19 protein-coding genes are annotated in these 21,835 nt (G+C 42.7%); 7 read left to right on the top strand and 12 right to left on the bottom strand.

The features are described 5' to 3' along the window. Positions 1-33 precede the first annotated feature (33 nt). Positions 34-2,973 (bottom strand): acyl-CoA dehydrogenase, encoded by a 2,940-nt coding sequence (locus tag M0221_RS10670; protein WP_483283794.1) that lies wholly within the window; start codon positions 2,971-2,973, stop codon positions 34-36. A 320-nt stretch (positions 2,974-3,293) separates the two neighbouring features. Continuing rightward, a complete protein-coding gene (gene radC, locus M0221_RS10665; protein WP_483283793.1) occupies positions 3,294-3,977 on the bottom strand; it encodes a RadC family protein in 684 nt (227 codons plus the stop codon). A gap of 118 nt (positions 3,978-4,095) precedes the next feature. Between radC and coaBC the strand changes: the two genes are divergently transcribed. Together coaBC and M0221_RS10655 are read left to right on the top strand one after the other, a co-directional pair. Further along, positions 4,096-5,487: a bifunctional phosphopantothenoylcysteine decarboxylase/phosphopantothenate--cysteine ligase CoaBC gene (gene coaBC / locus M0221_RS10660; RefSeq protein WP_483283792.1), complete on the top strand. Its 1,392-nt coding sequence runs from the start codon at positions 4,096-4,098 to the stop codon at positions 5,485-5,487. A gap of 126 nt (positions 5,488-5,613) precedes the next feature. Further along, positions 5,614-6,390: a sulfite exporter TauE/SafE family protein gene (locus tag M0221_RS10655; protein WP_201532515.1), complete on the top strand. Its 777-nt coding sequence runs from the start codon at positions 5,614-5,616 to the stop codon at positions 6,388-6,390. 30 nt (positions 6,391-6,420) lie between these two features. On the opposite strand, the gene M0221_RS10650 is transcribed toward M0221_RS10655, so the two are convergent. The 3 genes from M0221_RS10650 to M0221_RS10640 all read right to left on the bottom strand — a co-directional run bounded on the left by M0221_RS10650 (position 6,421) and on the right by M0221_RS10640 (position 9,448). Next, positions 6,421-7,338, bottom strand: a complete 918-nt coding sequence (locus M0221_RS10650; RefSeq protein ID WP_263241496.1) for a histone deacetylase family protein — start codon at positions 7,336-7,338, stop codon at positions 6,421-6,423. Positions 7,339-7,433: 95 nt separating this feature from the next. Further along, positions 7,434-8,324, bottom strand: a complete 891-nt coding sequence (locus M0221_RS10645) for a YbjN domain-containing protein (protein WP_483283791.1) — start codon at positions 8,322-8,324, stop codon at positions 7,434-7,436. Between the two features lie 74 nt (positions 8,325-8,398). After that, on the bottom strand, positions 8,399-9,448 hold the full coding sequence (locus M0221_RS10640) for a hypothetical protein (RefSeq protein WP_262498138.1): 1,050 nt from the start codon (positions 9,446-9,448) through the stop codon (positions 8,399-8,401). A gap of 131 nt (positions 9,449-9,579) precedes the next feature. Here M0221_RS10640 and ccmA point away from each other — a divergent pair, with 131 nt between their 5' ends. The 5 genes from ccmA to ccmE all read left to right on the top strand — a co-directional run bounded on the left by ccmA (position 9,580) and on the right by ccmE (position 12,995). Then, positions 9,580-10,209: a heme ABC exporter ATP-binding protein CcmA gene (gene ccmA / locus M0221_RS10635; protein ID WP_440825944.1), complete on the top strand. Its 630-nt coding sequence runs from the start codon at positions 9,580-9,582 to the stop codon at positions 10,207-10,209. A 115-nt stretch (positions 10,210-10,324) separates the two neighbouring features. Further along, positions 10,325-10,981 (top strand): heme exporter protein CcmB, encoded by a 657-nt coding sequence (locus tag M0221_RS10630; protein WP_187289148.1) that lies wholly within the window; start codon positions 10,325-10,327, stop codon positions 10,979-10,981. Between the two features lie 207 nt (positions 10,982-11,188). After that, positions 11,189-11,977, top strand: coding sequence for a heme ABC transporter permease CcmC (gene ccmC, locus M0221_RS10625; RefSeq protein ID WP_011514426.1), 789 nt, complete (start codon positions 11,189-11,191; stop codon positions 11,975-11,977). A 44-nt stretch (positions 11,978-12,021) separates the two neighbouring features. Continuing rightward, on the top strand, positions 12,022-12,243 hold the full coding sequence (ccmD, locus tag M0221_RS10620) for a heme exporter protein CcmD (RefSeq protein WP_011514425.1): 222 nt from the start codon (positions 12,022-12,024) through the stop codon (positions 12,241-12,243). Between the two features lie 251 nt (positions 12,244-12,494). Further along, positions 12,495-12,995 carry a cytochrome c maturation protein CcmE gene (gene ccmE, locus M0221_RS10615; RefSeq protein WP_133104766.1) on the top strand — a complete coding sequence of 167 codons (501 nt, stop codon included), beginning with the start codon at positions 12,495-12,497 and terminating at the stop codon, positions 12,993-12,995. A gap of 122 nt (positions 12,996-13,117) precedes the next feature. Here the strand turns inward: ccmE and M0221_RS10610 are convergent, their stop codons facing one another. The 7 genes from M0221_RS10610 to M0221_RS10580 all read right to left on the bottom strand — a co-directional run bounded on the left by M0221_RS10610 (position 13,118) and on the right by M0221_RS10580 (position 21,772). After that, positions 13,118-13,966, bottom strand: a complete 849-nt coding sequence (locus tag M0221_RS10610) for an aldo/keto reductase (protein ID WP_333954419.1) — start codon at positions 13,964-13,966, stop codon at positions 13,118-13,120. Positions 13,967-14,309: 343 nt separating this feature from the next. Beyond that, positions 14,310-15,260, bottom strand: a complete 951-nt coding sequence (locus M0221_RS10605) for a MetQ/NlpA family ABC transporter substrate-binding protein (RefSeq protein ID WP_333954418.1) — start codon at positions 15,258-15,260, stop codon at positions 14,310-14,312. Between the two features lie 265 nt (positions 15,261-15,525). Continuing rightward, on the bottom strand, positions 15,526-16,212 hold the full coding sequence (locus M0221_RS10600) for a methionine ABC transporter permease (RefSeq protein WP_011514421.1): 687 nt from the start codon (positions 16,210-16,212) through the stop codon (positions 15,526-15,528). A 19-nt stretch (positions 16,213-16,231) separates the two neighbouring features. After that, positions 16,232-17,002 carry a methionine ABC transporter ATP-binding protein gene (locus M0221_RS10595; protein ID WP_188004083.1) on the bottom strand — a complete coding sequence of 257 codons (771 nt, stop codon included), beginning with the start codon at positions 17,000-17,002 and terminating at the stop codon, positions 16,232-16,234. A 322-nt stretch (positions 17,003-17,324) separates the two neighbouring features. After that, positions 17,325-19,427, bottom strand: a complete 2,103-nt coding sequence (locus M0221_RS10590; RefSeq protein WP_333954417.1) for an ATP-binding protein — start codon at positions 19,425-19,427, stop codon at positions 17,325-17,327. A 137-nt stretch (positions 19,428-19,564) separates the two neighbouring features. Continuing rightward, positions 19,565-20,287 carry a response regulator transcription factor gene (locus M0221_RS10585; RefSeq protein WP_011514418.1) on the bottom strand — a complete coding sequence of 241 codons (723 nt, stop codon included), beginning with the start codon at positions 20,285-20,287 and terminating at the stop codon, positions 19,565-19,567. Between the two features lie 273 nt (positions 20,288-20,560). Then, entirely contained in the window at positions 20,561-21,772 is a 1,212-nt protein-coding gene (locus M0221_RS10580; protein WP_483283790.1) for an efflux RND transporter periplasmic adaptor subunit, read from the bottom strand. Positions 21,773-21,835 lie beyond the last annotated feature (63 nt).

Genomic DNA, 21,835 nt, shown 5'->3' with positions numbered 1-21,835 from the left:
ATAGATAAATGGCGATAGGTAGATCAATCTTAGTTAGACATTGTCGTTTTCGTCACGGCGCAAACCATCTTGCCATGTAGGGTCACTGGTTTCTGTTTGCTGCTCGTGATTGTCTTGCTCGCTACTTGTGCTAGCAAATTTATCTTTGTTTAATCTATGGTTATAACTCATACGTTCATTTAGATGCGATGCTGCATCACGGTGACGCGAGCCAAGGGCTTCTATTTCAGGATGTGAATCCTGAAAATCAGTCTGTGCATTAATTTCCTTGGCAGTATCTTGTTCATTGACCATTTTTACATCACCATCACTCTCATAGCCATGATCAGGGTTAGTATCTCCTGTTGGTTGGTTATTGTCTGGCATTGAATCAACTGATGCGATATTCTCAGAGGTCTGCTGCAGATTATCAGGGTTTAATGCCTCATTTAACTGAGCATTGTTTTTTAACTGAGCCTCGCTTTTTAGTTCAGCATAGTCAGTTAGCCTATGTACAGCGTTCTCTAAACTGTGTGGGTTAGCACGTTCTTGCACTTTTGATAAATGCTTATCAAATGTATCGGTCAATAAGGAATCATAGCGTATCGAATTATAGGTTATTAACTGTTCAGCTTCTTCTTCAGTAATGTCACCATTTTGACTGGCATAGACCACATGATCTTCAAAAGTTAAACCTTCAAAACTGTCTTTATGCTCTGCTTTTTTAAATTTCTGCCATAAAGGTTCGACTTCGAGCAGTATTTGATAAGCATGCTCCATACGCCCTGTGACATCATCCGGCTCAGTATTATAATAAACCATGGTTTTAAGATAGTCGCGGAAGGGATTTGCTTCAAAATCATCCATAAACGTATCACCCAGTTGGCGTTTTAATTCATCACTCACTGGGGCAAAGATACGACCACTGGGAAAAGTCACAAAGCTCACTAATTTGGCTGCAAACTGATTTGGAAAATTGGCAAATAAAGATAGGAATGCTTCTTGGATAGTATAAAGGCTATTTTTTAACGCCACTTCAGCATGCAAGCGCTCAGCGACTGATTTGCTGCCATATTCATAAAACTGCAAAATAGCTGTACAGATAAATAGATGAGAGTGGATGTCTGCTAAGCGCCCAGATAGCATCTCTTTGCGTTTTAAATCGCCAGCCAATAACCCTAAAGACATGTCAGCAGTTAAAGCAAAGCCTGCGCTTAAGCGGTTAATGTCTTTGTAATAGGGACGGGTAAAATTATCTGCAAAATTTGGCGCATCATTGCTGCCACCAACATAGCCTGCGACGAACGCTTTCGCACCGCGATTAAAAGTATAGCCCAAATGCTTAAAGAATAAATTATCGAACTGCTTGAGCGCGCCTTCTTTATCTTCGCTTTGTAGTAGTTGCAGTTCATCGAATAGATAAGGGTGACAGCGCATCGCCCCTTGACCAAAAATCATCAATGAGCGCGTCAATATGTTGGCGCCCTCAACGGTGATTGATACTGGGATCGCTTGATAAGGAATGGCTAAAAAGTTACGCGGTCCCATTTGTACTGCGCGACCACCAACGACATCCATACCATCATTAATCACTGAACGCATGGTCTCAGTGGCATAGTATTTTGCCATTGCTGTCATCACTGATGGCGTACCACCTTGGTTTAGACCACAAGTCACCAGATGCCTAAAAGCTTCTAACATATAAGTATTACTGGCAATGCGGCTGGTGGCATCTTGCACGCCTTCAAATTTTCCGACGGAGATTTTAAACTGCTCACGAACCTTTGCAAAGGCACCAACCGACAAATAACTCATTTCACTGGCAGAAGTCGATAGGGCAGGCAATGAGATCCCGCGACCGACACCCAAGCACTCCATCAGCATACGCCAGCCGCGTCCTGCATTTTCCACTCCACCAATAATATAATCTAGCGGTATAAAGACATCTTGACCATCGACTGTCCCATTCATAAATGGCGAACCGATTGGATTGTGGCGCGGACCGATAATAACCCCTTTGTGGCTGGCTGGAACCAGCGCACAAGTAATACCGTAATCGGTTTTTTCAAGATCACCAAGTAAACCTTCGGGGTCGTGCATTTTAAATGCTAAACCTACTACTGTTGCGATAGGGGCTAAAGTAATCCAACGCTTAGAGAAATTCATGCGTAGACCAAGCACTTGCTCACCTTCATGCATGCCATAACAAACTACCCCAGTATCCGGAATCGCACCGGCATCAGAGCCCGCTTCTGGACCTGTCAAGCCAAAGCACGGAACCTCTTCACCTTTCGCTAGACCCGGTAGCCAGCGCTGCTTTTGCTCATCGGTACCGTAATGCATCAATAGCTCACCAGGACCGAGTGAGTTTGGTACCATACAGGTCACTGCAGCAGTCGGCGAGCGTGAGGCAATCTTACTCATCACGCGACTTTGGGCATATGAGCTAAATTCTAATCCACCATATTCTTTGGGAATAATTAAACCCAAAAAGCCATTGGCTTTGATAAATCGCCACGCCTCTGGTGACAGCTCTTTATCTTCATGATGAATTTGCCACTCATCAAGCATTGCACAGAGCACTTCTACTTCATTATCTATAAAGCTTTGCTCTTCTTCTGACAATTCTGGATAGGGGTATTTTGCAAACGTATCCCAATCAGGCGCGCCCATAAACAGCTCTTTTTCCCACCAGCTAGTACCTGCATCAAGTGCCTCACGCTCTGTGTCACTCATACTTGGCATGGCACCGCCCAAGGCTTTATAGACAGGCTTGGTAAGCAGGCTTTGACGAATAGGGGTAATAAGCAGCACTAGGCAAAGTAGCGCAATGGGTAGACCTAGGATAAGCGACCATGGACTGATGAAAGCAGTAACGAGGACAGTGATTAAGGCAACGATACTGCCTGTGACACGCGATAATGACAACAAAAAGATGGCCAAGACCATGGCTAATTGAATGATGACTGCCAAAATAAATAAGCCAATGGCCATAACTGCCTCCTTTGCAACGCTTAATAAAAAAGCGTCAAAATATAAGTGAATAAGAAAGTTTGAAATAACTATGATTGTTGTTTTATATTCCAAGCTTCCTTCTTTATAGTGAAAAATAGTTTTAGTTGTTTGACATTAGTGATTTCAAATAGAGCTGATATAAAATAAAAACTTCGCATCGGGAATAAAGGCTCTCCCAAAAATGAAGTTAACTACCAATATGAAACAGTTGTTTATAACTATCAAGAGCGAAAACGCTACGCTGTGTCGATAATATGTATCAAGATTTGTGTATATAACCAAATGCGAGTCATTAAACGTTAGTTAAAAGGCGCTAAACCGTTTTCAGCATAAGATAAAGTCTCATTGCGCCCAACGATGACATGGTCAATCAAAGACAAATCTATTAGGTCACAAGCTTTTTTGAGCTCATAGGTTAACAAGTTATCCGCCGTTGATGGCTTGGCATCGGTATGCGGATGGTTGTGAGCAATAATGAGCTGGCTTGCAGCATGGCTTAACGCATGACGTAGCACATGCTTTATACAGACGGAGCAAGAAGAGATGCCGCCTGTAAACAATATCTCAAAATTGATTAGATTCAAGGCATTGTCCAAACATAGCACGGCGAACACTTCTCGCGGCTCACCGCGCAACTGAGTGCTGATATAGTCTTTGACCATTTGCGAGCGTCCAAGTCCTTGACCCGTTTTAAGCTGACTGTCCAAATAGCGTCTGCCCATCTCAAGTGAGGCGAGTATCTGCGCGTATTTGGCAGGACCGATGCCGTGACAAGCAAGGACAGTTTCTTGCGGCGCGGCTAACAGCTCTGCTAGGCTACCAAATTGCTCAATCAAATGACGAGCCAGCTCAATGGCTGACTGCGACTGTGTGCCCGTGCGCAGAAATATCGCCAATATCTCAGCGTCGGATAAGTGCGCGACGCCAAATTTTAATAGCTTCTCACGCGGTCTATCATCCTCATGCCAGTCTTTGATTGCCATGCTTATTCCTTAAGATGCACTTGCGACGAGATAAATTTAGAAAACTTTCCCTAACTTATCGCATAATTGCTACTATAAGCGCAATTTTATCTTTCAATTTTTTGCTGATGCCACGCTTATGTCAAATATCCTGCTTGCTATCACTGGCGGTATTGCCGCTTATAAATCTGCTGTATTTGCCCGTCTATTAATCAAGGCAGGCTTTGAGGTGCGCGTCGTTATGACGTCAGGTGCACAGGCTTTTATCACTCCACTAACCCTACAAGCTTTGACGGGTAATGAGGTGCATATCTCGTTACTCGATGAAAAAGCGGAAGCGGGCATGGGTCATATTGAGCTTGCAAGATGGGCAGACCTTATGGTCATCGCGCCGGCATCTGCCAATACGTTAGCGCGGCTGGCAATGGGTATGGCAGATGATTTACTGACCACGGTCTGTCTTGCAACGACAGCGCCAGTCATTATCGCGCCTGCGATGAATCAACAGATGTGGGCGCATCCTGCCGTTCACTTAAATGTGCAAACCCTGCGTGATATGAATTATCAAATCATTGCGCCTGCTAGTGGTGAGCAAGCTTGTGGTGATGTGGGTGCAGGACGCTTACCTGAGCCTGAACAGTTATTAGAAGAAATTTTACTGTTTCAAGCAATGCAGACGACGCCTCAGTTATTGGTAGGTAAAAGAGTCGTGATTACCGCAGGACCGACCGTTGAAGCCATTGACCCGGTGCGTTATTTGTCTAATCATTCTACGGGGAAAATGGGTTTTGCTTTGGCGCGTGCCTGTGTTGCTGCTGGTGCAGACGTTATCTTGATTGCGGGTGGCAAAGTGGCACTGCCGACACCGCTCAATGTCACGCGCATTGATGTGTTGTCGGCTAAAGAGATGCTGATAGCAGCCCAGCAGTGCGTGGATGGTACGCACAGTGCGCTACAGTATGTGCCTGAAGATGAGCACGACCATTCTCACGATCACGATCATAGCCATCAACATGAACATCATGGCGAGTGTGATTGCGGCGATGGTCATAACCACAGCCATGAGATTGATGATAAGGAGCATGCTCATAGCGAGAATCAAAATGTAATGGCGGATATCTTTATTGCCACTGCGGCGGTTGCTGATTATCGTACTGAAGAAGCGGCCCCGCAAAAAATTAAAAAAACCCAAGATGCCATGACGCTGAGTTTGGTTAAAAACCCCGACATTTTAGCCACTATCTCGCTTGCTCATCCTGAGTTGTTTGTCGTTGGCTTTGCAGCAGAAACTCAAGATGTTGAACGTTATGCTCGTGGTAAGCTGCTTTCTAAAGATTTAGATTTGATTGCTTGCAATGACGTCTCACGTGCTGATATTGGCTTTGCCAGTGATGACAATGCAATGGAAGTTTTTTTCTCAACACATTATGAGCACGATAGCATCATACTTGATAAAGCAAGTAAGGATAAAATTGCTGAGCAGCTAACGACGATCATTGGTGAGGCGATTTGGCAACGTCACAGTATTTAGTAATGTTTAGTGGTACTCAATGCTGCTCATTACAGCACGCATTGTAGTGACGATTAGTATGATTACTTGTTGCATAAGCATAATACATATCGAAGAAGATATGAAGTTTTGACTAGTAGGGCTAACATGATAGATGGCGATAGTACTCAAACGTTATTGCTTATTGCGATTTTTGCTCTGGCATCCTTACTACACGGCATTAGTGGCCTAGGTATCACCTTGGTGACTACTACCGCGCTTGCCAGTATGTATCCTTTACCACATGCTATTGTATTAGTCATTTTTCCATCGTTATTACTCAATGCGATGACTTGGCTGGCAGGTGGTGGTCGCACGATTTGGCAAAATTTCATCTATTATGGCAGGCGCTATTGGTTACTGGCATTGACCAGCTTACTCGGTAGTATTCTAGGCGCGAAGCTCTTACTATGGGTCGATAGCGCATATATTTTATTGTTATTGGCAGCCGTTATTGGCTTTTACGTCATAAGCAGCTTGCTTGGTAAGCAACTTCGTCTACCTGCGACCAAGCCTGTGTTAATCATCGTTGGCTTTAGTGCAGGCGTGATTGGCGGCGCGACCAATGCTATGTCGACCATATTGATGATGTATTTATTGTCTGCAAGCAACGATAAGCATACTATCGCTAAAGTCGGCAATATGTGCTATTTCTTGGGTAAAATTGCCCAAATCATTGTATTACGTGAGCCTATCATGGCACTAAGCAGTGGTGAATGGCAACTGATTGCTTTACTTAGTGTTATGTCAATCACCGCGCTCTTAGTCGGTATCCGCTTGCGACGTTATTTACCACAAGCACGCTTTCGTCAGCTTATCTTAGTGATCCTCACAGTACTTGGTATACGTATCGGCTGGCAGGGAATTATGTCGTTTATGGCTTAGCAGAAGCCAGAATAGAATTGATGCTAAATTTTAGTCAGTCGCCTCATCAAAGAATATCTGCTGCGCCAGTCGAAAGGTATTGCAATGCGCTTCAACCACATCATTAATATCTTCTGAATAACCGCCGCCCATGACGATAGCGATTGGAATATTGGCAGTTTTGGCTTGGCGTAGGACATATTCATCACGCGCCTTGCAGCCTTCTATGGTTAAACCTAGCTTGCCTAATTTATCCGTCGCTAGTACATCAACCGCCGACTGATAAAAGATCATATCAGGTGCAAAATCCGTTATCAGTCTGGGCAAGGTCTGCGCTAAAATCTGCAAATATTGCTCATCACCAGTATCGTTATCTAGCTCAATATCTAAGTCTGATACTTGCTTGCGAAACGGATAATTCTTTGCGCCATGCATACTAAAGATAAAAACGCGTGGCTCATCTGCCATGATACTGGCATTGCCATTGCCTTGATGGACGTCTAAATCAACGACCAATATCCTTTGTGCTTGTCCGCGATTTAATAGTAAATTGCTCGCGACACAGACATCATTAAAGACGCAAAATCCCTCACCATGATCGGCAAAGGCATGATGGGTACCACCCGCGACATTCATCGCGACGCCGTATTGCTGTGCAAAAAGTGCGCATTCATAAGTCGCGTGAGCAATATAGCGCCCACGCTCTACTAACTCAGGCGTCATCTCAAAGCCGATCGCTCGTGCTTCTTTTCTTGGTAGCGTTTGGGTCTTAAGTTGATACCAATAGTCAGCAGTATGCGTCGTTAAGATTTCATCTTCGCTTAAGCGTGTGGGCGCAAAAAAGTTATTTGCACTAATAGTCTTTTCCGCTAATAAGTGCTCAGGAATCATGGTGTATTTTTGCATCGGAAAACGATGTTTTTCGGGTACTGAATAACGAAAAATATCAGAGTAGGCAATTTTTAACATAGGATTTTTAATATCGTATTGAAGGCTTTCTGGGTAGAGTGTTTTCTAACATAGTAAGTTTGAGCTGATGGTTTCACTGGAAAAACAATCCAGTCTCACTGTACAAATTGAGTGGGCAAAAAGAAGGTTCTTGAATCGGATTGTTGACGTAGCTGCAACAGAAGGTCTGGTAATTCTTCAGCAGGGTATTGGTTATTGACCAAATCACTAAATATCTCATGAGCAACCGTCGTCATTGCAATGATACTTTGCAGTAAATGCTCAAGGATATCGTCGTCAAGTCCGACCGCTTCAACATCAATGGCGTTTTTATAGCGTATTTCACCATCATTGATATCCATCTCTAAATTGCCAATCATCATGTCATAGTTGATTTGAGTAATGAGTAGCATAGCGGCGCTTTGATGACTCTCTGGTATCAAAAATGGCAAAATACCATAGATTGCCAGCAGTTTATTTTTTTCTTGTACTCGAAACAGATAACCACAATCAAGCTGCTTATTGCGCATTCTTAAAGACAAATAATGAGATTTTTGGCTGTCTTTTGCTTTGGGCTGATAATGATTATAATGCCATCCTTTATCGTCGAAGTATTGCTTTAGATAATCGACAATGGATAAGTCGCTCTCACTTTTTTGCTCCGCACTATTTTCGAAATCTTTGCCAATATCTGTATCAATATCGATAGGTTTATTCGTAGTATCGATGTTATCGGTGACATTTGCGTCTGTACTAGGGGCATTTTTATCGCTGACAGTGCTGTCAACATTGTTAGAGTCAGTTTCTTTATGATTAGTATCAACATTATCCGTACTAACATTGTCAGTAGCTACTTGTGAAGCACTCACCTGACTATCAATCTCATCAAAGTCAGCGCTTGTCAAATCCTTCGACGATTTGATCTTCTCAATAACAGAGCGCACAGTGGATGTGGTTAGCAGCTGCTTCATTTTTTGCCATAAGCTGAGTTTATTACGTTGACTCATAAATAGTGTGCTAACCAACAAATGAAATATAAAGATTAAGAAAAAATACACATAAAAAAGCAGGCAAAAATAAATTACTGGTTGCTGAAACTCAAACTGTCTTTGATATTGGGCTGGCTATAAAACGCTTGTAGCATTTCACGCAGATGCGCGGTCAACCATTCGCTCTCAAACGCATCATTGATGATAGGCATTAGGGTAGTGGACAGCTGCATCATTGCTGCCTCATTAATATGTAAGCTTTCTGCCACCTGTGCTATGGTATCGGACTGATGGTTGCGATACCAAGTATCAACGCTCGCTGCTACAAGGCTATGTAAATAAGGGGAGATGCGTAAGCGGTTATAACTCTGCTGAATACTGGCTTCAATATGATCGATACTGCTATCATTAGGCTCATCACGTAAATAGGTTTGGAGATGGCTAATCGGCTGCGCTTTAATGCGCGCCCAACCAGTGACCAATAATCGAGCCACCTCTTCATTGGATAAATGTTCTTGAGCATTGGCTTCTGCGCGATGCGCCAAATCTTTAATATTACGATGCAGGTACGTCTGCAATTTTTCATCAAGATTTCTGTTGGTTGCCTTTTCAAATGAGCTACGCCCAAGCTTCATCAGTTTGCCAACACCGCCCGCTTTTTCTAGCGTATTTTCCATAAAGTCGTTGATGGCGTGGTATAGCGTTTGGGTCAACAAATCTGCAAATGTATCGTTGCCAACCAAGGTATGAATCAAGATATTACGCTGCTGCTCATGGCTGCCGACATAGTTCGCTAGCGTTTCAACTTGTGTATCATCGATAAGCTCTGATAACGGCACATTGTCATTGGCTGGATGATAAATAATGCTATGCAAGATATCACGGATATCGGCACGCATCATCTCGCTTAAAGGATGGTCTAGTAGCCAATCATTAAGTAGGCGCTGTAAATCATCGCTACTGATATATTTGTCCAATGGCTGCGCACCAAGCCACTGCCAAGCTTCCATGCTCAGCGGTTCAGCTTGCTTACGTAACCATTGCTGCATAAACGTAACTTGTGCATCAATTAAGCTGTTTATCGTTAGCATAGGCATGTCTGATTTTTGAGCTGGGGTTTGAATATCTTTTGAAGTCTGCATAGGTTTTGAGGTCATAGTAATCGACAATTTGTTATACTGTATGGTTATGGGGCATAAAGTATTATGCCACGAACATCGTCTTGGTTTGTGATGAATATTGACTGCGGGTCAATAAATAATAAGAGGTTGTAATGACGGCTCTGAATACCGCCTTACTTGCGCTTGATGAGCTGACCGTTCAGCGTGGTGAAATCCCTCTATGTGAAGGGGTGTCACTCAAGTTGTCTGCAGGCAGCATTTGCCATCTAATTGGTGCCAATGGTACTGGCAAGACCACGTTGCTTATGCAGCTGGCTGGATTATTGCCAGTGCTAACAGGTGAGACTTATTATCAAGGGGCTGTTAGCTTACCGATTCAGCCTTTGTATGTATCGCACCAATTGGGCATTCATCCCAATCTCACCGTTGCTCAAAACCTCACCTTTTTGCTGAATTTATATGGTATCACACCAAGCGCTGCTGATATTGATGACGCCCTCACTTGGGTAGGATTACAAGGGTTTGAAACCATCAGCTCAAGTCATTTATCCGCGGGTCAAACTCGAAGAATTACCCTTGCGCGGTTATACTTACTGACGCCTGAAGTGACGCCATTATGGTTACTTGATGAGCCATTCACCGCACTCGATGTTGATATGGTAGCGCGCATGGAAGATCGATTGCGCGATTTTGCTCATGAAGGCGGGGCGATATTAATGACCAGTCACCAAGCAGTCGGCGTTGCCAATCAAGTGCTTGATTTATCCGATTACATAGTATGAATACTATCAATATCAGTGCGATAAGCATCAGTGGAAGAGCGTATAAATGATAGAAACAGACAGTTCATTATCAATCATAAATGCTCATACAGCTGATGTGCGCAGTATCAGTTTTATGCAGCTGTGGCGTCGTGAGTGGCAAGTAAAGCAGCAGGGAGCGGTACAGTGGTTATATCCGTTAGTGCTGTTTTTGGTGATTATTACCTTGTTTCCGCTAGCAGTTGGAAGCGAGCCTGCACTATTACAACGCCTTGGGGTGTCGGCAGTGTGGATTGCCGCTTTATTGTCATTGGTGATGGGTGTTGATGGTTTGTTTAAGCCGGCGCTTGATAATGGCACACTTGCGCAATTGGTTGTCGCCAAAGCGTCGCTGCCGTTATGGGTGCTTATCCGTTTGGTGATTCACTGGATTTTTAGCAGTGGTATTGTGGCCGCATTAAGTTTGCTTGCTGTGCCTCTATTTCAGCTGAGTTGGTTTGAAGCATGGATATTGATGGCATCAATTGTTGCGGGTAGTCCGATGCTGTTAATGCTGTCAGCGGTTGCTAGTAGTTTGACGTTATCATTGAAGAATGGCGCTGTGCTAGTGCCTTTAATCGCTTTGCCGATGCAGTTGCCGGTATTGATTTTTGCCACCGGTGCGGTTGATTTATTTGCTACGGGTCTTAACGGTCTGCCTATTTTGGCGTTGTTGCTGGCAGGTAGTATTATCTCAGTGCTAGTGATGCCATGGGTGATTGCTATGACGTTAAAAATGTCGTGGTTGAATTAAAGTTTATACTGGTATGGTGTTCATTCTCTTATTAAAGCCTTTTATATTAACAACATGATGAAAACTGGCAACTTTGCTATAATAGTCTATTAAACACATACTCACGTGTAGATTCTATCCAGCGTTTAACGCCAGCAGGTTAGCGGATAATTGTATGAATCATGCGTTTAACTTGATAATCACTAGCTGCGTAATAGGTTTATTTCCATGCCCAACCTAAATAATGTCTCATCTCCTAGCCTGTGGCAACGCATTTGGCAAGTTTTCCTGACCACGGTGGGTACCAAGGAATTCTTTCGCATCTTTTCGCCTTGGGTCAAGTGGTTGGCGATACTAGCAAGTCTTTGCCTACTCATCGGTAGTATCTGGGGGCTGGCTTTTGCGCCGCCTGATTACTTACAAGGCAATAGCTATCGTATTATCTTTATCCACGTACCGGCAGCAAGCCTTGCTATTTCAATTTATTTTTCCTTAGCGGTACTTGGGGTGATTTACTTAGTCTGGAAAATCAAGACCGCCAGCCTTGTGGCGCAGGCACTTGCTCCTCTGGGGTTTTTATTGTGTGTGATTAGTTTGCTGACGGGTTCTATTTGGGCAAAACCTACGTGGGGAACCTACTGGGTTTGGGATGCGCGGCTGACATCGATGCTGATCTTGGCATTTTTATATGCCGGTGTGATGGCATTGTTTGCCGCCTTTGAACATACGGCGAATCGCGGTAAAGCTGCCGCTATTTTGTCTATCGTTGGCGCAGTGAATCTGCCGATTATTAAGTATTCAGTAGAGTGGTGGAATACGTTACACCAAGGCTCGACCTTTACCTTGACTGCGGCACCTAAGATGTCAGCAGATATGTGGCTGCCATTACTACTGATGATTATTGGTAGTTACCTGTTGGTCGCAACTTTAGCGATTTACCGTACCAACACTTTAATCTTGCATCGTGATCAAGGTAAAGCGTGGGTGAAAGAATACATCCGTGGACAAGCCAAATGACTGTAATGACTGTCGACCAACTAAATAACGGCTAGGGAAATATGATGCAGCCTTACTTTTATAGTTTTTCTGAGTTTATTGCAATGGGTAAGCATGGCGTTTTTGTCTGGTCATGCTGGGCGATTACCGTTGGCATGATGCTGGCTTTTGTATTTTATAGCCGTCGTCAAAGACAAGCCCTTATCAAGCAGCTGGCGATTCAACAAGCCCGTCAGGCACAGCGCACGACCAAAACGCCAACACCGGTGACTAAAAATACTCACTAGAAATCATTTTATCTCATACCCTTAATATCTGGATTTGATACATTGCGCTGATACATAAATGAGCAGATAAAGGATTTCTATAAAGGCGGGTAACCTTATTGAGTTATGCATAAAATGCTACCATATAGTTATTAGAAGAGTACGATTAGAAAGACATTTTTAGGACGTTTTTCTAATGGTAGTTTCTTTAATATTTTCTGTTTTATAGATGGATAATGTCTAAAACAGCGACTCATCAATGAGGTAGTAGTATGAACGCAGTTCGTCGTAAAAAACTGATGTGGGTTATGTTTACGCTTGCAGGGGCAGCCATAGCCGTAGTGTTGGTGATTTATGCTATAGGGCAACAGACCGACTACTACTTTGACGCGACCGCCATTGCGCAAGGTGAAGCGCCACAAGACAAACGTATTCGTGCTGGTGGTATGGTGGTTGCTGGTAGTGTACAGCGTGCGCCAAACGACCCATTGAGCGTTGAATTTGCCATCACAGACTTTCAATCGACCGTCCCCGTGACTTATCAAGGTATTTTGCCAGATTTGTTTGCTGAGAACTCAGGTGTTGTCGCGACGGGTAAAATGCAAGGTGATACCTTTGTCGCAGGTGAAGTGCTGGCAAAACACGATGAGAACTATATGCCGCCAGAAGTTGCTAAATCGATGAAAGAAAATAATCGCAATGGTGCAGTCCCTTCTTCTGAGCAATACAATCCTGCTGAAAAAATTCATGAGACCAAGACTTTACAGCAGTAATTGCGCTGGCAACAATAAATGATAATTATCGTAAAAAGCGTTAAACATAAAAAAAGCCAGCGATATCTTATCACTGGCTTTTTTTTGACGAAACTCATACTTAAATAAGTATGAGTTATTTATTAATCATCCCATTCTGGCGAATAATCTGGATGCTTAATTTTACGCCCGTCGCTACGCGCTAAGCTGCCGATTTTCTCAAGTTCATCCGCACTCAACTCTACTTTGATGGCATCTAAGTTGCTTTGTAAGTGCCCAGGATTAGACGTTTTTGGAATCGCAATACGGTGCTTATCGGATAGAATCCACGCCAGCGACACTTGTGCGGCGGTGATACCGTGTTTATCAGCGATGTCTTTAATGATTTTATGATCAAAAACATCTCCGCGGGCAAGCGGCGAATACGCTTCTAATAAAATATGGTGATTATTTAAAAAGGTCTGCAACGTTTTTTGCTTAATAAAAGGATGAAACTCAACCTGATTGACCGCAATCGGCACGTCAGCATATCTCTTGGCTTCGATGATATTAGCGATATTAAAGTTAGACACGCCAATATTGCGAGTCAGCCCTTGTTTTTGCAGCTCACAAAGCGCGGGGATAGTCTCAGATAAGGGCACGCGATCATCAGGCCAATGTAGTAGCAGTAAATCAACGTAATCGGTATCTAGATTTTCCAATGAGCGCTTAGCAGCGGCAACGAGTTTTTCTGGCTCAAACTTCATGTCATCAGGGAATATTTTGGTCGTTAAAAAGAACTTATCGCGAGCGACACCTGATTGCTTAATACCTTTACCAACCTCGACTTCATTGCCATATGCTTGGGCCGTATCAATGTGTTCATAGCCCATTTTTAGACCTTGGCTGACGACATCGATACAGTCTTGACCGGTTGATTGCCAAGTACCCAGTCCTAGTACCGGAATGTTTGCTTGTCCAGCGGTGCGAATATTATAAGTTTTAGCACGCATGTTATTGTCCTTGTTATTCATGTATTTATTAATAGCCCGTGTATATATTAATAGAGGGTTTAATCAGAAATATAGTGTTCTCAATCTCTATTAAGCCTCAATCTCTATCAAGCTTAACCACTATAAAAAGAAATGGCGGTAAGTGAAAGAGTAGGTGACGCTTTCCTACAAACGACAAACAGGCTGTAACGTCATTTAAATTATTTCTTGCTTATCATTACTAAAATACAGATCAAAAAAAGCCCATTATTTATCAATAATGGGCTTTTTGTTATTACTTAAAACGGAATCATTTGAATAGATGAGTCGTATTAAATCTATTAACTATTCATGACTGTTTTCACTATTTAGCAGCTTCTACAGGTGCGGTACTTGTAGTGTCAGCACCCCAAATCTTTGGATATTTATAGCCAGGGAAGCTGTCGTGAGCATATTTTTTAAAGGCATCTGAGTTATAAGCGTTAGTGACGTCTTTTACCCATTTCTTGTCTTTATCCGCAGTTTTGATAGCAGACCAGTTTACATAAGCAAAGCTTGGCTCTTGGAATAGCGCTTCAGTCAGCTTGATACCTGAATCGGTCGCGTAGTTACCGTTAATGATAGCAAAGTCTACTTCGTCACGCGCACGAGGCAACTGCGCCGCTTCTAGCTCAACGATTTTTATGTCGTATTTGCTATTATCAGCGATATCAGTTTTTGAGGCAGTCAATGGATCGATATTGTCTTTTAGCGTAATCCAGCCAAGCTCATTCATCATGACTAATGCGCGAGCAAAGTTACTCGGGTCATTAGGCGCAGAAACGCTCATACCTTTATAAACGTCTTCGATTTTGGTTTTTTTACCAGCGTAAATACCTAATGGGGCAGTAGGAACTTGGAAGACTTCTACCAAATCAAGGTTATTTTCTTTTTTGAAGGTATCTAGATAAGGCTTATGTTGAAAGATGTTGATGTCTAAATCGCCATCTGCTAACGCAACGTTTGGACGGACATAATCAGTAAAGGTTACCAGTTCAACTTCATAGCCTTGTGCTTCTAATGAACTTTTTACTTGGTTACGAACCATATCTGCAAAGTCACCTTCGGTCGTACCGATGACGATTTTGCTATGTTCAGGATCAATATCACTGGTCGCAGTGGTTTCTGTATTGGTAGTTTCGGTTGCGCCTTCAGTAACTGGCTCTTTGGTGGCTTCTGGTGCTGATGAATTATTGCAACCGACCAACACTAGGCCTGATACGCCAACAGCAGCAAATGCAGTCGCTACTTGACGGCTGATATCTGTTAATTTCATGGAACTTCCTTAATAAGGGTAGGAGTCAAAGTATAAAATCCTGAGATTAAAAATAGAATTAAAAAACCGCATTAAAAAAGCAACATTATGAATAGTAATGCTGCTAAGTTAACGAGTGTTAAGATAGTATCAAAATTAAAGGGAATCAGTTACAAAGTCAAGCATTTGCTTAGGATGAATCAACATTAGACCCTGTAAACTATTCATATCAAGCATCACTCAGTCATCAATATCTAATTTTAATGAGCCAAGTGATCACAGGTTTTTAACGTTTATCCAATCGAGTCGCGACCCAATTTCCTAAGGCTTGAATACCGATGACCATGATTGACAGCATAATGACGATGAATACCATCACCTCAGTCTGATAACGATAGTAACCATATCGAATTGCCAAATCACCTAAACCGCCGCCGCCAATCATACCAGCCGCTGCTGAAAAAGAGAGCAAGCTGATACAAAGTATGGTCACGGACAAGACCAAGCCAGAGCGTGCTTCATTAAGCAGTACTTTGATGATGGTAAAGGGACGGGCGCCCATCGATTCAGTTGCTTCAATAATACCGCGCGGCACTTCACGTAAGTTTTGCTCAACCAAGCGCGCAAAGTAAAATGAGCCAGCAATCGCAAGCACCAATGATGCGGCGATAGGACCAATACCAGTACCGACGATAGCCTTGGTAAAGGGACTCATGGCAATCATCAAAATGACGAATGGAAAGGCACGCATAAAGTTTGTGATGCCACCAAGTACAGCATAGAGCGTTTTATTTTGTAAAAACTGCCGATCACTAGATAAAAATAAGAAGACGCCAAACAGACCGCCGATAAGAATGGCAACTGTCGTTGAGATACCAAGCATAATAAAAGTATCTAAAAATGCCTGCCAAATCTCTTTACGCAGGGCGAGTAGCTTGTCTATCGAGGCGGATAATTCTGCACCGGTTATCATGTTTATTTCTCCTGCCTCATTAGTCTTCGTGGACTAAGCCTTTGCCAATTGGGGTGGTGGCCTGAATGAGACCATCGCGGATGTCTGCTACTTCGAGCAATTGTCCTTGATGTAACAAGGCTGCACGGTCACATAGTCTACGAATGACGCTCATCTCATGAGTTACAATGACGATAGTGACGCCAAGCTGCTCATTGATATCACGCAGGCAAGTCAACAAACTGCGCGTAGTGGCAGGGTCGAGCGCACTGGTTGGCTCATCAGCAAGGAGTACTTTTGGGCTTGGCGCAATCGCACGGGCGATACCAACACGCTGTTTTTGTCCGCCTGACAACTGCGCAGGATAGTGGCTAGCGCGGTCGATTAAATCAACGATTTCTAGACAATCCATGACACGCTTATGAATATCAGCGCGAGGGTAGCCTGCAACCGTTAAGTTAAAAGCAACATTGTCAAAGACGGTGCGATTAGACATCAGATTAAATTGCTGAAAAATCATACCGATATTATGACGGGCGATACGCAAGTCACTGGCAGACAAAGAAGTCAGGTCTGTACCATCGATAATTACTTGACCTGAATCAGGACGTTCAAGCAAATTAATCAGGCGTAAAAGCGTTGATTTACCCGCACCTGAATAGCCCATCAAGCCAAAAATCTCACCTTGCTGGACGGTTAGTGACGTCGGCTCGACAGCAGTAAACCAATGCGGCTTGCCGTTTTTATCTTTTATAGACCGGTCACTCAAAAAACTCTTGGTCACATCGTTTAAGACAATCATGTCACTCATGGAAGGCTCAAAATTCAATAAATGTTTTAGTGGTTATGAAGTGGTCGTCGTCTCTCTGACTGCTGAGCAGTTGAGTTAAAACCACATTCGATAACCCCATAATAAGGGGCGCTAATATAGCATATTATGGAAGGTTTTTGATACAGGCATCGATGATTGACTTTGAACTTAGCTTAGTCAATATCAAGATATATAGAATGAAGTAGGTAGGATGTCGTTATGGTATATTTTTCTGACTTATTGATCGCTATGCACGCTAAAGGCTTGTAGTTCTTATGCTATAGCACTTCTGAAAGTTTGTTTATGATATGAATGAATAAAATCAGTCACGATTGTCATGATGATGGTAATGCGGATCGAGTTTAACAGGCAACACTACCAAAAATCGCGTGTGACCATTGATAGTGTCAGTAGTGATTCTTCCTTGATGGGCGGTGACAATTTGTGATACTAAGGACAAGCCAAGACCTGAGCCTTTATTTTTTTGCTGCAAACGCACAAAGGGACTAAAAACTTCTTCACGTTTATTTTCAGGGATGCCATCACCCTCATCAATCACTGCCAATACCACATACTTCGGAAGCAGACGTGTTGGCTCCGGTTTAGATTTTTTGAGATGTTTGCTAAATAGGCTTTCTTTACGGGTGGTATTTGACGTTTCAGGACTTTCTTTATCAATTGCTTTATCACTTTCTTTTATCGCCACATCACTATTTTTATTCACTTTATTGGCATCTTCTTTATTGCTATTGATAGCATTTTTACCAGAGATGTCATCAATAGCATGGTCAGGATCTTCAGAAGACCGTTGCTTCTCAGGCACGGCACGCCACATCACTTTCTTTAGCTTATCGGTCAAATCTGATGTAAAACTATGATAATTATCAAACAATGAAGAATTACCAACCTTTTCAAGTGTCTCGCTCGTATTCGTAGGCTCTACTTGCTCTAAGATAGTACTATCGCTATCTTGATTCACAGTATTATCAGATTCATTGTCAGTACTAATATGAGCATCATTCACCAAATTTTCACCATTTTGATAAATAGCTGGTGCTGGTAATATCACTACAGACTCACTATTTGCTGCTTTTGGCTTTGGAAGCGCTGCGCTAATAGAATTATTCGGCTCTGATACTGTATCTTGCTGATGAGCAAGCGGATTTGTACTATAAGATGACTCATCAGAATAAAAGTCTGAGCTGTTATAGTCTATAAAGCTACTGCATAGGACTGTCTGCAATAAAAAATCAGGGATGTCTTCAGCTTCTTCAAGGGTCTGCACGCCATACAGTAGCACAGTGACTGGGGGTTTTCCATGCAGCATGGCATTGGTTAATAGATTGCGAATTAGATGGGTGAGCATTGATGATTGACCGTCAATTACAATGTGCTCGCCAATTAACGTTGCTTCAGGATAGTGTTGGCGTTCTTGATTCACCAAATCATATAAATCTAAATTTTCAACTTGCTGTAAGGCATGACCGGCATCCAAACGGCTCACTAATAGAATACTTTCAACCAAATCATTGAGACCTGAGAGGTCGCGATTAATGGCTTGAGCGCGCTTATCAAATTTGGCTTTGTTGTCACTTGGCAATGGACCTGTCAGCATGTCCATCATCTCAATCTGTAGGCGAATACGTGTTATGGGTGTACGCAGCTCATGAGAGGCATGTGCCAGTAATAAATTATTGGCATCAATAAGGTGTTCAATCTTTTGTGCTGCTTGATTAAATCCACGTGCCAGTGAGGCGATTTCATCATTGCCGCGTGCATTTACCCGTACCGTAAAGTCACCATCGCCAAGCTGAGCCATCTGTAGACTCATCTGATTAATACGCCAAGTAATGGTCCGGGCAATCCACCAAAGGACGCCTGCCATAATGAGTAGCAATAAGAGCGTGCCAGTAAATAAGTTAAGCGCCGCAGAGAGAACCGGCTTTTTGGGTGGCAAGCGTGACTCATATAATAGCGTATAGCCAGTACTGCTATAAACTTGAGCTTGCTTGGTTGGTGACGTTTCTGCAAAAGAGGGGAAAACACGTGAGAACAAAGAAGGCGTAGCAGGAAGTTCTAGCGGCAAATCGCTATTATCTGTTTGCATCAGCAGATGACCTTCGCTGTCATATAAGCCCATTTTTGCCTGCAATGACTCATCAAAGATATCGAAGCTTTTTTTGACTACGGCTAGCATAAAACGCGATTGTAGGCGATTTTCCTTACTAACTGCAATATTTAGCTCATGCAAAAAAGGATCGATCTGTCCTAAAATTTGCGTTGCCAATACCTCTGAGCGAATGCCCGCATCTTTATCATGTACCAGCTGTGTCAATAATACCATCGCAACAGCAAACAAGATAAGCGCCAGCATGACACTGGCAAATAGCTTGGCAAATACGGAACGAAAACCCAATTGCTGCATTAAATAATCTCTATTATCAAAAACTTAAGCCACTTTGTATGGTCAAACATAAAAGGGGTTATCATACATATGATACCCCTTTTAATGAACTATTTTAAAGCTGTTTGACTGTTTATTTACCAACAGTTTACTACTGACTACACTTGGTCAGTGGCAAATTGATAACCGACGCCGCGCACTGTAATAATACGCTTTGGTTGACGTGGATTGTCTTCAATCAACGCACGAAGACGCGAGATATGTACGTCAATGGCGCGATCAATATTGTCTGAGCTGTCATCATTTGGCATAGCTTGCCACAATTGCTCGCGGTTTAGTACTTTGCCTGAATGAGTGGCAAAATAATGCAGCAATTGAAACTGATGCGTTGTCAAACGTACAGGTAAATCATCGATAGTCACTTCATGACTGTCAGGGAACACGCTCAAACGACCAAAAGTTAAGCTATCTGACTGACTGTCCGCTTGATTTGGCTGCTCATGGCGGCGAATAACCGCACGAATACGGGCTAGCAGTTCACGCGGCTCAAACGGTTTGGCAATATAGTCATCAGCGCCCATCTCAAGACCCAATACGCGGTCTGTGGTATCACCTTTTGCCGTCAACATAATGATCGGCACTTTATTGGTCATATTGTTTTTATTGCCACGGATTTTTTGGCAAACTTGCATACCATCCATGTCGGGTAGCATGAGGTCAAGTACTACCAAGTCAATATCACGCTCTTTGGTGTCTAATAAATCCAGACCTTCTTGACCAAGACCTGCATGATGCACATCATAATAATTCATGGTCAGATAATCACTGATTAATTCTGCTAAATCTGGATCATCTTCAATTAACAAAATCTGCTTACTCATAATGTTTCCTCTAGTTGTTGTTATAATTTGTCTTAATGCACTTTTACAATTTATAAAAGTGGCGTCTGCCCTTAGTTTTCAATTATCCCAAATGCTCATATAATAAATATGTAAATCAAAAGTAGCTATCCATACAAGCCATGCTTTAATGCTATGCAATAAAAGTATGCAATCCGTACTATCCATAATACGCTATATTGCCTAAACAGGATGTTATTAAACAAGGCGTGCTTTGTTAATGTTTCTACACAATGTAACTGCATGTCTCTGTACTTATGACACCACTACTTTTTTGCCTTTAGATTCAATGGGTAAGTTCGCCAAACAAATCAAACTGTCACTACTGATACCTGCGATTAAATATTGTTTGGTCAGTGGATCGTACTCAATCACTTCAATAGGCTGGCGGGTTAAGCGTTGGTCTTGTCCTATAATCCAGATATTGGCAGTCAAAGAACGCAGCGGTTTGTAAGGCGGCACCTGTATTTGTGTCAAGTCAACATTATGTAGGGCAATTTTAGGCACAATAGTACCCACTTCTATCTGCCCGTAGTCAACCCTGCCAGTGACTTGCATATCAGGCGCTAGCTGATTGCGACTGACTTCATTGTTGATCACATTTACATAGACCAAAAGCTGCATCGGTTGTTTTACCGCCTGCACTTTACTGACCTGACCGGTAAATTTATCTACTCTATCTTCGGCAGTAAAGTTGACGGTTTGACCGACAGAAATTTGCGATTCAGCTTCAATCGGCAACGTTGAGATAAAATGCAATTCCGTTTCGTCACTGAGCTTCAATAACACTGTTTGAGCTTCTATCTTTTGTCCAGCTTGCACCGACAGATTCTCTACGCGTCCTGAAAAGCGGGCACGCAATGTGATTAAATCAGAGGACTGCTTTGCCGTTGTTCTGCCTTTGCTATTACTAGCAAGCTCGGCTCTATTATTATCATTAATAACATTAGATTTTTTATTTAAGACGAAGGTCTGGCTAGTATTGTCAGAAGTGCTAGCTCCATCAGCATTACTAGCAGTTGTATTTAATTCTGCTTCTATATTGGTTTCAGTATTATCCGAGCCTATTGCTTTGTTTAAAATTTCCTGACGTCGAACCGTGACTAGCGGCGTACCTTTTTTCACCCACTGGTTGTCACTGACTAATACTTGCTCTACCGTCAGAGGCTGTGCCGCCATAAGGTTGATTTGCTTGATAGGTTCGATACGACCTTGTAAGCCAAGGCTGGGCTGATAACGGGTGGGTTTGATGCTTAAAATATGATCAGGTGTGATGGTGACACTATCGGCACTAATGAGTGGTATATCAACTGGCTCATTATTGTCGCTACTTAATGCTTCGGTAGGAGATGTTGGCTGGCAGGCGATAAGAAATAGGGCGCTCAATATATAGACGCTCTTTTTTAACGGCGCAGTCTGTAAGCATATAAAACGCATGTAATGCAGCGAGCGCATAAAAAATATCATACCAATCACCATCATAAACGATTTTTTATTATATAGGGAATTACAAGTATGGGAAATGGTTCT

The sequence above is a fragment of the Psychrobacter sp. ANT206 genome (assembly GCF_056880555.1).
This window is presented reverse-complemented; position numbering and strand designations above follow the sequence as displayed.